This is a genomic window from Halapricum desulfuricans, from assembly GCF_017094525.1.
Taxonomy (GTDB): domain Archaea; phylum Halobacteriota; class Halobacteria; order Halobacteriales; family Haloarculaceae; genus Halapricum; species Halapricum desulfuricans.
In genome coordinates this window covers 2,438,830-2,453,050 of the sequence record NZ_CP064788.1, presented here as the reverse complement: position 1 = coordinate 2,453,050, position 14,221 = coordinate 2,438,830, and the positions used below count along the sequence as shown (strand labels likewise).

The 14,221-nt window shown below is 63.2% G+C and carries 12 protein-coding genes and 2 pseudogenes; 10 read left to right on the top strand and 4 right to left on the bottom strand.

All coding sequences use genetic code 11. The features are described from left to right. Window positions 1-5: 5 nt before the first annotated feature. From HSR122_RS12530 to HSR122_RS12520, 3 genes are all read right to left on the bottom strand, one after another. Complete coding sequence (locus HSR122_RS12530) at window positions 6-956, bottom strand: electron transfer flavoprotein subunit alpha/FixB family protein (protein WP_229110140.1); 951 nt, start codon at window positions 954-956, stop codon at window positions 6-8. After that, complete coding sequence (locus HSR122_RS12525) at window positions 953-1,735, bottom strand: electron transfer flavoprotein subunit beta/FixA family protein (RefSeq protein WP_229110139.1); 783 nt, start codon at window positions 1,733-1,735, stop codon at window positions 953-955. The genes HSR122_RS12530 and HSR122_RS12525 overlap by 4 nt, the downstream gene beginning before the upstream one ends. Before the next feature lie 74 nt (window positions 1,736-1,809). Further along, window positions 1,810-3,024: a helix-turn-helix transcriptional regulator gene (locus tag HSR122_RS12520; protein ID WP_229110138.1), complete on the bottom strand. Its 1,215-nt coding sequence runs from the start codon at window positions 3,022-3,024 to the stop codon at window positions 1,810-1,812. Between the two features lie 191 nt (window positions 3,025-3,215). On the opposite strand from HSR122_RS12520, the gene HSR122_RS12515 reads away from it, so the two are divergent. Continuing rightward, entirely contained in the window at window positions 3,216-4,463 is a 1,248-nt protein-coding gene (locus tag HSR122_RS12515) for a DUF7094 domain-containing protein (protein WP_229110137.1), read from the top strand. A 45-nt stretch (window positions 4,464-4,508) separates the two neighbouring features. After that, window positions 4,509-4,967, top strand: a complete 459-nt coding sequence (locus HSR122_RS12510) for a type IV pilin N-terminal domain-containing protein (protein ID WP_229110136.1) — start codon at window positions 4,509-4,511, stop codon at window positions 4,965-4,967. Window positions 4,968-5,229: 262 nt separating this feature from the next. On the opposite strand, the gene HSR122_RS12505 is transcribed toward HSR122_RS12510, so the two are convergent. Further along, window positions 5,230-5,853: a methyltransferase domain-containing protein gene (locus tag HSR122_RS12505; protein WP_229110135.1), complete on the bottom strand. Its 624-nt coding sequence runs from the start codon at window positions 5,851-5,853 to the stop codon at window positions 5,230-5,232. 100 nt (window positions 5,854-5,953) lie between these two features. On the opposite strand from HSR122_RS12505, the gene ahaH reads away from it, so the two are divergent. The 8 genes and pseudogenes from ahaH to HSR122_RS15130 form a co-directional block, all read left to right on the top strand. Next, a complete protein-coding gene (ahaH, locus tag HSR122_RS12500) occupies window positions 5,954-6,286 on the top strand; it encodes an ATP synthase archaeal subunit H (protein ID WP_229110134.1) in 333 nt (110 codons plus the stop codon). Beyond that, window positions 6,273-8,522, top strand: coding sequence for a V-type ATP synthase subunit I (locus tag HSR122_RS12495; protein WP_229110133.1), 2,250 nt, complete (start codon window positions 6,273-6,275; stop codon window positions 8,520-8,522). The genes ahaH and HSR122_RS12495 overlap by 14 nt, the downstream gene beginning before the upstream one ends. A gap of 131 nt (window positions 8,523-8,653) precedes the next feature. Continuing rightward, on the top strand, window positions 8,654-8,896 hold the full coding sequence (locus tag HSR122_RS12490) for a F0F1 ATP synthase subunit C (RefSeq protein WP_229112216.1): 243 nt from the start codon (window positions 8,654-8,656) through the stop codon (window positions 8,894-8,896). A 23-nt stretch (window positions 8,897-8,919) separates the two neighbouring features. Continuing rightward, a complete protein-coding gene (locus HSR122_RS12485; RefSeq protein WP_229110132.1) occupies window positions 8,920-9,504 on the top strand; it encodes a V-type ATP synthase subunit E in 585 nt (194 codons plus the stop codon). Continuing rightward, window positions 9,501-10,577: a V-type ATP synthase subunit C gene (locus tag HSR122_RS12480; protein WP_229110131.1), complete on the top strand. Its 1,077-nt coding sequence runs from the start codon at window positions 9,501-9,503 to the stop codon at window positions 10,575-10,577. The genes HSR122_RS12485 and HSR122_RS12480 overlap by 4 nt, the downstream gene beginning before the upstream one ends. Continuing rightward, on the top strand, window positions 10,574-10,909 hold the full coding sequence (locus HSR122_RS12475; protein WP_229110130.1) for a V-type ATP synthase subunit F: 336 nt from the start codon (window positions 10,574-10,576) through the stop codon (window positions 10,907-10,909). The genes HSR122_RS12480 and HSR122_RS12475 overlap by 4 nt, the downstream gene beginning before the upstream one ends. After that, a pseudogene (locus HSR122_RS15135) lies at window positions 10,906-13,188 on the top strand (LAGLIDADG family homing endonuclease); the annotation flags it as partial. The gene HSR122_RS12475 and the pseudogene HSR122_RS15135, both read left to right, overlap by 4 nt. Then, window positions 13,189-14,220: pseudogene (locus HSR122_RS15130) on the top strand (V-type ATP synthase subunit A); the annotation flags it as partial. Window position 14,221: the final 1 nt, after the last annotated feature.

Genomic DNA, 14,221 nt, shown 5'->3' with positions numbered 1-14,221 from the left:
CCCGGCTACGATCGCTTGAGCCGTTCTGTCAGCGCCGGGACGACCTCAAAGAGGTCGTCGACGACGCCGTAGTCGGCGACGTCGAAGATCGGCGCGTTCGGGTCGTCGTTGATCGCGACGAACGTCTCCGCGCGGACGCCCGAGACGTGCTGGGCCGTCCCGGAGATTCCCACCGCGATATACAGTTCCGGCGAGACGGTCTTGCCGCTCTGACCGACCTGTCGGTCCGCGGGCAGCCAGCCGTTGTCGATGACCGGCCGCGAGGCCGCCAGCGTCGCGCCCAGCACGTCGGCCAGCTCGCGGACGATATCGAGGTTGTCCTCGGACTCTATGCCGCGACCGACAGCGACCAGGACGTCGGCCTCGGCGACGTCGACCTCGCCGCCGATCTCCTGAAACCCGGTGACGGTCGATCGGACGGCCGACTCGTCGACTGTCGCGTCGAAAGCCTTGATTTCGGCGTCGCCGGTTCCCGCTGCCTGCGGCCACGATCCGGGACGTACCGTTATCGCGGCCCGGGGCGCGTCGATCGACAGCGTCGTCTCGACTTTCCCCTCGTACAGTTCTCGCGTGACCGTCAGCCCCTCGTCGTACTCGATATCGATCACATCCGTCACGAGCGGAAGATCGAGACGTTCGGCGACCGCCGGCAGGAAGTCCAGGCCGTTGACTGTGTCCGGTGCGAGCAGCACCGTCGGCTCGACCGCCTCGACGAGCTGGGTAATCGCCTGCGTGGTGACGTCGTGGTTGAACTCCTCGCCGCGAGCGACCGTGTGGACGGCGTCGACGCCCTCGCGGTTCAGTCGCTCGGCGTAGCGTTCGACGTCGCCGCCGACGACGCCAACGTGCAGTTCGCCGTCGGTGGCGTCGGCCAGTTCTCGACCCGCTGTGAGCGCTTCGAAACTCGGGTCGCGCAGTTCGCCGCGGCGATGCTCCGCGACGACCAGTACCGTCATTGCAGCACCCCCGTCTCCTCGATGACGGTCGCGAGTTCGGCCGCCGTCTCCTCGGGACTCCCCTCGTAGATCGTCGCCTCGCTTTCGCGCTCCGGTTCGTAGAGGGTGATCTGGTCGATCGAGGACGTGAGCGCGCCTCCATCGAGGCTCAGATCAGCGAGGTCGCGGACGGCGATGTCGGCCTGCTGGGCCTCCGTGATGTCGCGTAGACTGGCGTGTCTCGGCTCGTTGATCCCGGTCTGGATCGACAGCACGGCCGGTCGCTCGACGTCAGTCAGTTCTTCGAGGTTTCCCTCCAGTTCTCGATGGACGTGTGCGACCGACGCCTCGAGTCGGAGGTCGTTGACGACGGTGCCCCACGCCCATCCGAGCGTCGACGCGAGCGCGATGGGCGTCGCGCCGAACGCGTCGTCGCCGGACTGGACGCCGGTGAACACGAGATCGGGCTGCTCGGCGTCGACGACCGACCCGAGCACCGCGGCTTTCGTCAGCGGGTCGAGGAGATCGAGCGCCGCCAGCTGCTCGTCCCAGACCCGGATCGCCCGGTCGGCACCTTTCGCCAGTGCCTGTCTGATCGTCCCCTCGACCTCTTCGGGACCGATTGTAACTGCGACGACCTCGCCGTCCTCGTCTTCGGTGCGCTGGACGGCCTCCTCGAGCGCGTAGGCATCCCACTCGTTGAGGTCGCTCGAGAGGTATCGGTCGTCGATTTCGAGCCCGTCGATCTCGAAGATCGTATCGACGGACCTGGCTTCCGTGATCGTGACAAGGATCTTCATCGGACGTGGCTGACGGCTGCGAGCCGGTAAACGTTTCCGACGGGTCCGCCCGCTGGACGCACCCGGCTGCGTCACTACCGCTGGTCGGGTTCCTCGTCGGGGAACGAGATGAGGTTCTCGCGGCCGATCCGGAGCTTCTCGATGCGGCCATCATCGGCCATCGCGGAGAGCAGCTGCGAGACCTTGGCGTTCGACCAGCCTGTCTCCTCGACGATGTGGGCCTGTTTCATCCGTCCGCCGTTTTCGTCGAGCAACCGCTCGACGCGCTCCTCGTCGCTCAACAGGTCTTTGTCGACCTCGTCTTCTTCGGCCTCCTCGGCTCCTTCCTCCGGGGTTGTCGCGGCCGTGTGTTCACTGTCGCCCACGCCTTCGCTATCGGCTCCCTCGTCGTATTCGTCGACACCGGTCGCTCGCTCGTCGGTTGCACCACCCGGCTCGTCGTCGGCTCGCGAGTCCCCGGCGGTCGTCGACGCACTCGATCCGGCTTCGGCTGTCGGTCTCCGTCCGGGGAGTTTCCCGATGCGAGCCGCGTATCCGAGTATGACGAGTACGCTGAGCAACGCGACGCCACCGAGGACGAATGCACCCGGACCCGTCTGCCCCGTTGGACCGGACGGTGAAATCGGACTGAAGACGATATACGGGCGTTCTGATCCGAACGTGTGTGGCCCCTCCCAGCGGAGTAGCTGGTTTTCGACGTTCGTGCTGGCGCTGTAGTACTGATAGCCGGCCGGTCGAGCGATGATCAACCTCTCGTGTTCCGAGAGACCGGGAAACCAGCTCGGGTCCGTCTCAAAGACGTCATCGACGTGGAGACGGTCCCCGTTCTCGTAGCTGAAGTTTGTCCAGATAAACGACAGCAAGAGCGAACCGCTGTCATTGCTGGTTCGCACGTTATGACTCACGTCCACAATGGTCATCTCCCGTCCAGTCGCCTCGGCTGCGAGGCCACTCGCTCCCTCGAACGCGTCGACCGTCTGTCCGGAGTATTCTCCATCGATGAACTCCTCCGCGATCGCTTCGAACCCCTCGCGATGCGAGTCGTTCTCGAGTGCGAACGTCCGGTTGATCGTCCACCGGGCGTCGCCGTCCGACCGGATGTCGATCCGATACGTGGTCGCGACGTCGAACGACGACTCCGGGAGAGCCTGTACCCGGGCATCGGCGGGCGAGTGAGACCCGCCAGTAGATGGCCCGCCGGGTGCGAGGGCATACAGGGGCGCGACGCCGGCAACAAGGAGGACGCCAGCCAGCGCGATGGCGACGATAGCGCGGGACCACGCGGGCATTGTTACTGTGGGATGCTTCCCGCTGGCTGAAAACCCTTTCTATCACCGTCCTCCGATAGGATTAACGATATTTGTGTACGGCCGAGAACGATTCCGATTCAAGCGACTCGTCACCGAACGATCCTGAGACACTCAGCTTGCTTGCTCGGTAGATAGGTTTTTGCGTTCCCGTTTGTATAGATAAGAACAGCATGGACGTTCCCGGCACTGGTTGTCCAGCTCTGTTGCTTGTCATTTCGATACTCACTGTAAGCGGTGCAGCAGTCGGATTCGCTCAAACGGCCGATCAGCACACCCAGTCGCTTGAGTCTTCTCTTGCAGAAGCCAACGGGACGAGCAACTACGGGCACGTATCTGACGAGAATCTAGAGCGCGCGGTCCTATTACAGAGCGGTGTCGACGTGACAGCAGCCACGCAAATTGATAACAACCGTATCGGTGCTCGGTTGGTTACTGCATCGTTCAACAGTGAGTATGAAGATTCACATACGGCTTCGGAACGGACTGCCGCCGTACGTACTGCAATACAGAGACTTGAAAAACGCTCGGAACAAGTAAACGAGCGTCAGGTGGCGGCCCTCAAGAAGTACAATCGAGGAGACATAACGCCCCGACAGTATGTCGCCGTTCTGGCCCGGGGCGACGCGGCTGTGCGGGCAATTGATTCGGCCGCGACAAATATCGAAGACGTGGGCGATTCGACCTTCGAGTACGAAATCCAACCGGACCTAGCGGAACGGATCGACCGTCTAGACGCGGAAGCTTCCCCCATCAGTGGGCCGATAAGACGTGATCAGTTTCGCGCGGCGATCGTCGGTTTCGACCCGTCGTCTTCGATATATCTTGAGACGAGTAACGAGATCGCCGTCTTCGCCATGATCGACGACGACCGGTACATTCGAAGTGCGTTTGACAGTACTGGTGTTGATGTCGATACCCAACCGCAACTCCAGATGACCGACGCGATTGACCATATCACGAGGTACTATCCGTGGACATTAAATACGTCAAACAGAGATCAGGCAGCTACATTCAACACCCTCTGGGCTGGGAACGTATTCTCCGCTCGGGTCCCTCACACTCAGGGGGAGCTACATACATACGTTGACGCTTCAACTGGTGAGGTATTCAAAGAATATCAAATAAAACATCTCTCTGACCTCCCTGTCGCTCAGACGTACACAAATCGGACCGAAAAGTATGTTCTGACAGTCAACACGACTCACGATACCGGCCCGCTTGAAGTCTCACTTGTCCGGCGGACGACAGGAGAGAGTGCGACCGCCTCGATCATGATTGACGGAACGACCGTCGGCTCGACTGGTTCCGACGGACACCTGTGGACAGTCGACACCCGTGGCCCGACCACGGTTCGAGTCACGGCTGCCGATGGTGCCACGTTCACCGTCGAAGTGGACCCCGAGGACCTGTCCGGGTGACTGGACGACCGCACGTTCAAATACGATCCCGACCCACCCCGGCGCGTGACACGTGCGCTCACGCCAGCCGTTGGTGCCGTGCTTCTCGTCGTCGTGACCGTCGCTCTGGCCGGACTGACCGGGGCGATCGTCCTCGGCTCTGATCCCGCCGAGTCGCCGCCACGCGCGCGGCTCACTCTCGATGTCGACGCCGGGGCCGACCGGATCGCCGTCACGCACGAGAGCGGCGATACCCTCTCGACGGAAGCGTTGACCGTTCGGGTCGAGGTCGACGGGCGGGCGCTCGCCTATCAGCCGCCGGTGCCGTTTTTCGCCGCACGCGGGTTCGTCAGCGGCCCGACCGGCCCGTTCAACTCCGGCGGGGACACGACGTGGACGGCCGGCGAAACTGCGGCGCTCGAACTCGCCACGACCAACGCGCCGACGATCGATCCCGGCGAGACCGTCGCCGTGACGGTCGCGACCGATCGCGGGACGATCGCGCGACTGGAAGCGGTGGCGTAGACAGTCGCCCGATCGCCCTCACCGCGTCGCGGTGAAACGCCTCGCTCCGCTCGGCGTATGCTTGTCCAGCCTACTGTTCGGGCACGGTTGCAACAGTCGTAATCGCCCGTGGACTCCCCGGTCGGGCCTGCCAGACCACCTTTTTCCCGCTCGGGTCGCCGCTGGCGACCACTCACGGCAAAAAGCTGGACGAAAAAGACCGCGACTCCTTGCAGTCGTCGCGGTGAAACGCCTCGCTCCGCTCGGCGTATGCTTGTCCAGCCTACTGTTCGGGCACGGTTGCAACAGTCGTAATCGCCCGTGGACTCCCCGGTCGGGCCTGCTGAATGTGGTGCTCGAAGGACTCGAAGCCGGCTTCCCGGAACATCCGGTCGGCTTCGTCCTCGTCGTAGAACAGCATGATCGCGTCGGCGAGCTTCTGGAAGACGGTGTTGGAGGGGTAATCGGGACCGACGATCAGGACTTTTCCTCCGGGGGCGGCGACCCGACGGATCTCTTCGAGGGCGTCGACCGGGTTGGGCCAGTACTCGATCGACCCCGACGACCAGACGACGTCGAAGGTGTCGTCCTGATAGGGCAGGCGTTCGGCATCGCCACGGGTGAACCGGACGGGACCGCTGCGGCCGAACTTCGCGTAGGCTTTCTCCAGCTGGTGGGGACTCTGATCGAGCCCGTAGACGGTCTCGACGTGCTGGAGCAGCCCCTCCGTGGCGAAACCGGTGCCACAGCCGACGTCGAGCACGCGCTCGTCGCCGTCCAGTTCCAGCCAGCCGATGGCCTCGTCGCGCATCTCCTCGTTCCAGATGAAGGGGTTGATCCGGTCGTAGACCTGCGAGAGATACTTGTAGAAGACCCGTGCTCGGCCCTTGTGTTCGAGAACGCCCATTGGGGGCACGTTAGAACCCGGCCATCATAATCTCCCGGATTCGACTGCGGACTTCGCAACTACCAAATAGGCGGTCTTACAACTGGAATACGACTGGACAATGCCACGGGAACAGGTTCTCAGGGACATCAAGGAAGCCGAGAAAGAGGCGGAGGAGATCGTTTCGAACGCCGAGGCCGAGCGCGAAGAGCGGATCGAGGCGGCGCGCGAGCGCGCCGAACAGATCCGCGAGGATGCCAAGCAGGAGGCCGAAGAAATGGCCGACGAACGCCTCGACGAGGCTCGCGAGGAGATCGAGGCCGAGCGCGATCAGATCATCGAGGAGGGCGAGAAAGAGAGCGAGCGCCTCGAAGAGCGCGCCGAACAGCGGCTCGACGAGACCGTCGAACGCGTCGTGTCGCTGTTCGAGGAGGAGGTACATGCTCAGGCCTGAGCGGATGAGCCGGGTCTCGGTGACCGGCTCCAGGCGGGTGATGGACGACGTGATCGAGGCAGTCCACGACCTCGATCTGTTGCACCTCAGCGACTACACCAACGAGATCGAGGGGTTCGAACCCGGCGATCCGCTCGAAGGCGCGGACAAGTACTCCGAGAAGCTCGTGACCGTCCGGGCGCTGCAGAGCACCCTCGGAATCGAGGAAGACTACGAGGGTCCGACCCACGTTGTCACTGACGAGGGCCTCGAAGACGAACTCGAGGACGTCCGCCAGGAGGTAAACGCGCTTGACGACCGCCGCGATGAGCTCCGGAGCGAACTCCGGTCGGTCGAGGACGACATCGAGCAACTCGAGTTTTTCGTCCGGCTCGGGATCGACCTCGACCTGCTTCGCGGGTACGACACGCTCGCGGTCGCAGTCGGCGAGGGCGACGCCAAGGAAGTACGGGCGGAACTGGAGGACAGCGAGATCGAGACCTTCGAGGTCGCCGCGGAAGACGACGCGGTCGCAGTGTTCGCCCAGGTCGACGATTCCGGTGTCCTCGAGGACGCCCTCGTGGGCGCGACGTTCAGCCAGGTAACGATCCCCGAGGGGAGCGGCGATCCCGCGGAGTACCTGAAGGATCGCCGCCACCGCAAGCAACAGCTCGAATCGAAGCTCAGTACCGTCGAGGACGAACTCGAGGACCTCCGGCTGGAAGTAAGCGGGTTCCTGCTGGCCGCCGAGGAGAAGCTGACGATCGCCGTCCAGAAACGGGAAGCGCCGCTGTCGTTTGCGACGACCGATAACGCCTTCGTCGCTGAAGGGTGGATCCCGACCGACGAGATCGACACCCTCAGAGACGCTGTCGAGACGGCCGCCGACGGGACAGTCGAGATCGAGGAGCTTGAGCAGGCCGAATACGACGAGAACGGCCACCCCGAACATACCGAAGACATCGAGGGTGGATCGGGTGGCGGCTCACAGTCCGGGCCAGCAAGCAGTCGCGAACCGGACCGGACCGACGGCCCGGTCGCCAGAGACCAGGCCGACGACGAGCGGACGGCCGCCGACGGCGGGTACGTTCCGCTGGCGGACGACAAGCCGCCCACGGTCCAAGACAACCCGAAGGGCATCAGGCCGTTCGAGGCGCTTGTCGAAGTGATCAACCGTCCGAAGTACACGGAGCTCGACCCGACGATCGTCCTGTTTCTGACGTTCCCGGCCTTCTTCGGGTTCATGATCGGGGATCTCGGGTACGGGATCCTGTACATGGGACTGGGGTACTGGCTCATGCGCAACGTCGACAGCGACGTGCTGGCGAGCCTCGGCGGGATCGCACTGTGGGCGGGTGGATTTACCGCGCTGTTCGGGGTCCTGTACGGCGAGTTCTTCGGTCTGCACCAACTCGGCGAAATCGTCTGGGGCGGCAATCCGCCGATCCACAAGGGGCTGCAACCCCATTACATCGGCTACGCTCGGGCGTGGCTGCTGGTGAGTGTGATCGTCGGCGTCCTCCACCTCGTGTCGGGACGCGTGTTCGACTTCGTCAACAACCTCAAACACGGCGTCAAAGACGCGTTCGTCGAGAGTGGATCGTGGATGCTGATGACGATTGGCATGTGGCTGTGGGTGTTCAGCACGCACGTCAGCGGCCCAAAGCCCCAGTTCATGTTCGAGGTCCTCGACGCAGGCGATCCGGCCGTCTTCGAACTCGGGTTCAGTGGCCTCCCGGAGACTGTCGGAATCGCCGGCCTCGGCATGCTGGTCGTCGGACTCGTCCTCGGATTCTACGCGGAAGGCGCAATCGTCGTCATCGAGAGCGTCACGCAGGTGTTCGGCCACGTCCTGTCGTATACGCGGCTGGCAGCGGTACTGCTGGCGAAAGCGGGTATGGCTTTCGTGGTCAACCTGCTTTTCTTCGGCGTGTACGTCACCGGCGACCAGAAGTGGCACTTCGGCATCAGCGGTATGCCGACAATACCCGAAGGCTCGGAGACTGTGATGTATCATGGACATGAAGTAACCGAGATCATGTTCGGTGGCCTTGTCCACGGTAGTATCCCCGCAGTTGTCGGCGGGATCGTCATCCTGGTGCTCGGTCACTTGCTCGTGTTGGCACTCGGGATCACCAGTGCCGGCCTTCAGGCCGTTCGTCTCGAGTACGTCGAGTTCTTCGGCAAGTTCTATGAAGGTGGCGGGGCGGCGTACAACCCGTTCGGTCACGAGCGGACGTACACTGTCAAGGACTAGGCCGCTGACAGCATCCATCACGGCGAACAGATCTTGAAACCGCGAGAAAAGAGGGTGTGAACGGCTTTGGGAAGATTTATGAGTATGGTGCAACCAGTATCGACCGTCCGGAGAAAATAGGGATACAAAATATGATCGAGCAATTCACATTCACGCAACTGTTCGTTGTACTGCAAGCTGTTCCTGCGCCGACTGGCGCCGCGTTAGCGGTCGGACTGGCCGCTCTAGGTGCGGGTATTGCCGAGCGTGGTATCGGTGCCGCGGCCGTCGGCGCGATCGCAGAAGACGACGATATGTTCGGTCGCGGGCTGATCCTCACGGTCATCCCTGAGACGCTAGTCATTCTCGCGCTGGTCGTCGTGTTCATCGTGTAAACACCGACCGTTCTTCATTCACCATGAGTCTCGATGGCGTAATAGAGGACATCCGTGACGAAGCTCGCACGCGTGCAGACGAAATAAGGTCCGAGGCCGAGGCAGAAGCCGAAGAGATAATCGCGGACGCGCGCTCGGACGCCGAGCAGATCCGGGAAGAGCGCGAACGCGAAGTCGAAAACAGGATCGAACAGGAGCGTGAACAACGCCTCTCCAGTGCCCATCTGGAGGCCAAGCAGATGCGCCTCGCAAGCCGGCGCGAGGTCCTCGAACGGGCACGAGAGAGAGTCGAAGCGATGCTGGCCGACCTCGATGAGGAGACCCGGGAGGAACTGACCCGGGCCCTGCTCGATGCGACGGTCGGCGAGTTCGACGACGACGCCGACGTCGCTGTGTACGGCCGTGCTGACGACGAAGAGCTGCTGAAATCGATCCTCGAGGACTACGAGGGGTACAGCTTCGCCGGGGAGTACGAGTGTCTCGGCGGCGTCGTCGTCGAGAGCGCGGACTCGCGCATCCGGATCAACAACACGTTTGACTCGGTGCTCGAGGACGTCTGGCAGGACAACCTGCAAGGCATAAGCGATCGGTTATTCGCAGAACAATGAGCGCACGCAAAGCAGGACAGGGTGGCGAGCCCGGCAACTACGAGTACGTCACTGCGCGGGTCCGGTCGCGCCGGTCCGTGCTGTTCGACGAGGACGACTATCGGAAGCTGATTCGTATGGGGACGGGCGAAATCGCCCGGTTCATGGAAGAGACCGAGTACGAGGCGGAGATGAACGCGCTCGGCTCCCGGGAGTCCGGCGTCGACCTCATCGAGTACGCGCTGAACCGCAACCTCGCAAAGCACTTCGAGGATTTGCTTCGATGGGCCGACGGGCAACTCTACGATTACATCGCACGGTACCTCCGGAAATTCGACGCCTGGAACATCAAGACAGCGATCCGGGGAGTCTACTCCGACGCCAGCGCCGACGCGATCGAGACCGACTACATTCGTGCGGGTGAACTCGACGGTGAACAGCTCGAACGGATGGCCAACGCCGAGTCGATCAAGTCGATCATCGACATGCTGGAACCGTCGATATTCGGGGATGCGCTGGAGGATGCCTACGGGGACTACGAGCGGACGGATCTGCTCGTCCCCCTCGAAAACGCTGTCGACCGAACGTTCTACGAAGACATCGACGAAGGGCTGCCGTCGGCGTCCGACGCTGACACGCCGGACAGACTGTACATCGAGTTCATCACGGCCGAGATCGATTTCCGTAACGTGCGCAACGCGCTACGGATCGCTCGCAGCGGAGCGGACATGGATCCGTCGGCGTACTTCATCGACGGTGGGCGGCTCTTCGATGCCGACGAGTTGCGGCAACTGGCGTCGAACACCGAACAGCTCGTCGAACATATCCGCCAGAGTGTCTACAGCGACGACATAGAAGAAGCGCTGGACATGCTTGAGGAGGCCGGCGACCTGACCGAGTTCGAGAACGCCCTCGACGCGGCGTTGCTCGAATACGGCGATCGACTGAGCAATCGCTATCCGCTATCGGTCTGTCCGGTCGTAGCCTACGTCCTCGCCAAAGAGCGAGAGGTCGACAACATCCGAGCGATCGCCCGTGGTCGAGAGGCAGACCTCTCGCTGGAGGAGATCGAAACGGAGCTGATCACGCTATGAGCAAGGAAATCGCCGTCGTCGGCACGCCCGATTTCACGACCGGGTTCCGGCTCGCGGGCGTTCGGCAAGCGATCAACGTCCGGGAAGACGAGATGGCGTCGGAACTCGATGATACCGTCGTGGAGTTGCTCAACAGCGACGAGGTGGGCATCCTCGTGATGCACGACGACGACCTGGAGTATCTCTCACGGGGCGTCCGCGAGACGGTACAGCAGAGCGTCGATCCCGTGCTGGTGACGCTCGGCGGCGGCACCGAGAGCGGGAATCTGCGCGAACAGATCAAGCGAGCGATCGGTATCGACCTGATGGAAGAAGACGAACAGCAACTATGAGTCAAGCACAAGAATCCGACGTCCGTGAAGACGGCGTCATCGAGAGCGTATCGGGCCCCGTCGTCACGGCGGACCTCGACGCCCGGATGAACGACGTGGTGTACGTCGGTCACGAAGGGCTGATGGGCGAAGTGATCGAGATCGAAGGTGACGTGACGACGATCCAGGTGTACGAGGAAACGTCCGGCGTCTCGTCGGGCGAACCCGTCGAAACGACCGGGCAGCCGCTGACGGTCGATCTCGGACCGGGGATGCTGGACTCCATCTACGACGGTGTCCAGCGTCCACTGCGGGTGCTCGAAGAGAAGATGAACAGTGCGTTCCTCGATCGCGGAGTCGACGCCCCCGGGATCGACATGGAGACCGTCTGGGAGTTCACTCCCGAGGTCGAGGAAGGTGACGAGGTCGAACCCGGTGATATCGTCGGGATCGTCCCGGAGACGCGGACGATCGACCACAAGGTGATGGTCCCGCCCGACTACGAGGGCGGGGAGGTCGTCAAGGCGAAGTCGGGTAACTTCACCGTCGAGGAGCCGGTCGTCGAACTGGCCAACGGCGAAGAGATCACGATGCACCAGGAGTGGCCGGTCCGCCAGAAGCGCCCGGCCGACGAGAAACAGACGCCGACCGAACCGCTGGTCTCCGGCCAGCGGATCCTCGACGGGCTGTTCCCCATTGCCAAGGGTGGAACGGCCGCGATCCCGGGACCGTTCGGTTCCGGGAAGTGTGTCACGCCGGAGACGCCGGTGACGCTGGCCGACGGCGAGACGCTGCCGATCGAGGAGCTGTTCGATCGGCTGACTGGGGACGTGCCCGAGACCGGCGAGGTGGTCCGGGAAGCCGACGCCGAGATCCTCACCTTCGACGAGCAAGCGGGCGCCGTCCGTCCCGGCGAGATCTCGCACGTCTATCGTGGCTCGACCGACCGGATCGTCCGGGTCGAGACCGCAAGCGGCCGTGAACTCGAGGTAACCCCTGCCCACAAGCTGTTCCGGATGGGTGCCGGGCTGGAGATCGAGGAGACGCCGGCGGCGGAGCTGTCGGTCGGCGACTCGCTGGTCATGCCTCGACAGCTCCCGATCGACGGCGAGGAAGTCAGTCTCGATCCGTACGAACTGCTCCCTGACGCTCGTGCTGTTGACGAGCACGTGCTTGAGCGGTTCCGGGAGCTCGTCGAGAAGACAGACACACCGAAAACCGACCTCGCGGACGCGGCCGGAGTGAGCGACGACGCGTTCATCAACTACACGCTCGGTCGAACTCGTCCCACGCTGTCGGTGATCGATGCGGTCTGTTCGGCCGTCGGGGCCGAGCGACCGACCGTCGAGCACGTCAAGCCTGGGAGCAACGGCAAGCCGGTGTCGTTGCCGACGGTCGTCGACGAGCGGTTCGCGGAACTGCTCGGGCTCGTGTTGAGCGACGGTAGTCTGACTGAGAAGACAGTCCGGTTCCACAACTCCGACGAGCGACTGCGTGACAGGTTCGCGGAACTGGCCGACAGGCTCTTCGGCGTCGATGTCGCAGAGACCGTCCACAATACCGTCGAGACAGCCGAGGTCCGGAGTGCCGTCGTTTCCAGGCTGCTCGTGTCGCTGGGCGTCCCCGAGACCGACAAGTCGATCACGGCGACGGTCCCGGACGCCGTCGAACGGGGCACCGACGCGATCGCGGCGGCGTTCCTCCGGGGGTATTACCTCGGAGACGGTTCGTTCAGCGGGAGTACGATGGAGATCGGCACGTCGAGTGACAGCATGGTAGCGGGCCTCGCCCGACTGCTGACGCGACTCGGCGTCCGCTATCGTGCCCGCGAACGCGACCGATCACATCGGATCGTCGTGACCGGGGCGGACGAACTCGCGACGTTCCACGGTGCGATCGCGGGATTCGAGCACCCGAAGATCGATGCTGTCGGGGAGTATGCCCGGACGACGACCGCCAATACCAACCTCGACACCGTGCCCGTCGATCCGACGACGATGGCACAGATCGCCGAGGCGGCACGGTACGCTGACTTCGCAGAAGCCGGCGTCGAACCGACCAATTACACGAACCTCGGTCAGGCGCCGAGCCGAGACGCCTGGGACGACATCGCGAGCGTCCTCGCCGACGGCGGAGCCGCACTGGCCGATCGCGCGTCGTCGATCGCTGACGCGCTCGATGACGTGTTCTTCGATCCGATCGTCGATATCGAGGTGATCGAGGGCGAGCAGACGGTCTACGACGTGACCGTGCCCGGCACACAGAACTTCGTGGGCGGCCACGTCCCAAGTGTCCTGCACAATACCGTCACCCAGCACCAGCTCGCCAAGTGGGCCGACGCGGACATCGTCGTCTACGTCGGCTGTGGCGAGCGGGGCAACGAGATGACCGAAGTCATCGAGGACTTCCCCGAACTGGAGGACCCGACGACGGGTAACCCGCTGATGGACCGGACGACGCTGATCGCCAACACCTCGAACATGCCCGTCGCGGCCCGGGAGTCGTCGGTGTACACGGGCATCACCATCGCCGAATACTTCCGTGACATGGGCTACAACGTCGCGCTGATGGCCGACTCCACCTCGCGGTGGGCCGAGGCCATGCGCGAGATCTCCTCGCGGCTCGAGGAGATGCCCGGCGAGGAAGGCTATCCGGCCTATCTAGCCGCGCGACTGGCGGAGTTCTACGAGCGGGCCGGCTACTTCGAGAACATCAACGGCACCGAGGGATCGATCTCGGTCATCGGCGCAGTTTCGCCCCCGGGCGGGGACTTCTCGGAGCCGGTCACTCAGAACACGCTACGGATCGTCAAGACGTTCTGGGCGCTGGACGCCGACCTCGCTGAACGGCGACACTTCCCGGCGATCAACTGGGACGAGTCCTACTCGCTGTATCGCGACCAGCTCGACCCGTGGTTCGAGGAGAACGTCGAGTCGGACTGGTCCGAACAGCGCCAGTGGGCGATCGACACCCTCGACGAGGAATCCGAGTTGCAGGAGATCGTCCAGCTGGTCGGCAAGGACGCGCTGCCGGACGACCAGCAACTCACGCTGGAGGTCGCCCGGTACCTGCGCGAGGCGTGGCTCCAGCAGAACGCCTTCCACGACGTCGACACCTACTGTGAACCGGAGAAGACCTACCGGATTCTCGAATCGATCAAGACGTTCAACGACGAGGCCTTCGACGCGCTCGATGCGGGCGTACCGGTCGAAGAGATTACCGACATCGAGTCGCTGCCGCGGCTGAACCGCATCGGCGTTCAGGAGGACTACAACGAGTTCGTCGACGAACTCGAGGACGACATCGCGAGCGAACTCCGGGAGATGTACTAAC

Coding starts and splice junctions, on each gene's coding strand:
- HSR122_RS12530 (WP_229110140.1), bottom strand. CDS start 956: ATGACGGTACTGGTCGTCGCGGAGCATCGCCGCGGCGAACTGCGCGAC.
- HSR122_RS12525 (WP_229110139.1), bottom strand. CDS start 1,735: ATGAAGATCCTTGTCACGATCACGGAAGCCAGGTCCGTCGATACGATC.
- HSR122_RS12520 (WP_229110138.1), bottom strand. CDS start 3,024: ATGCCCGCGTGGTCCCGCGCTATCGTCGCCATCGCGCTGGCTGGCGTC.
- HSR122_RS12515 (WP_229110137.1), top strand. CDS start 3,216: ATGGACGTTCCCGGCACTGGTTGTCCAGCTCTGTTGCTTGTCATTTCG.
- HSR122_RS12505 (WP_229110135.1), bottom strand. CDS start 5,853: ATGGGCGTTCTCGAACACAAGGGCCGAGCACGGGTCTTCTACAAGTAT.
- ahaH (WP_229110134.1), top strand. CDS start 5,954: ATGCCACGGGAACAGGTTCTCAGGGACATCAAGGAAGCCGAGAAAGAG.
- HSR122_RS12495 (WP_229110133.1), top strand. CDS start 6,273: ATGCTCAGGCCTGAGCGGATGAGCCGGGTCTCGGTGACCGGCTCCAGG.
- HSR122_RS12490 (WP_229112216.1), top strand. CDS start 8,654: ATGATCGAGCAATTCACATTCACGCAACTGTTCGTTGTACTGCAAGCT.
- HSR122_RS12485 (WP_229110132.1), top strand. CDS start 8,920: ATGAGTCTCGATGGCGTAATAGAGGACATCCGTGACGAAGCTCGCACG.
- HSR122_RS12480 (WP_229110131.1), top strand. CDS start 9,501: ATGAGCGCACGCAAAGCAGGACAGGGTGGCGAGCCCGGCAACTACGAG.
- HSR122_RS12475 (WP_229110130.1), top strand. CDS start 10,574: ATGAGCAAGGAAATCGCCGTCGTCGGCACGCCCGATTTCACGACCGGG.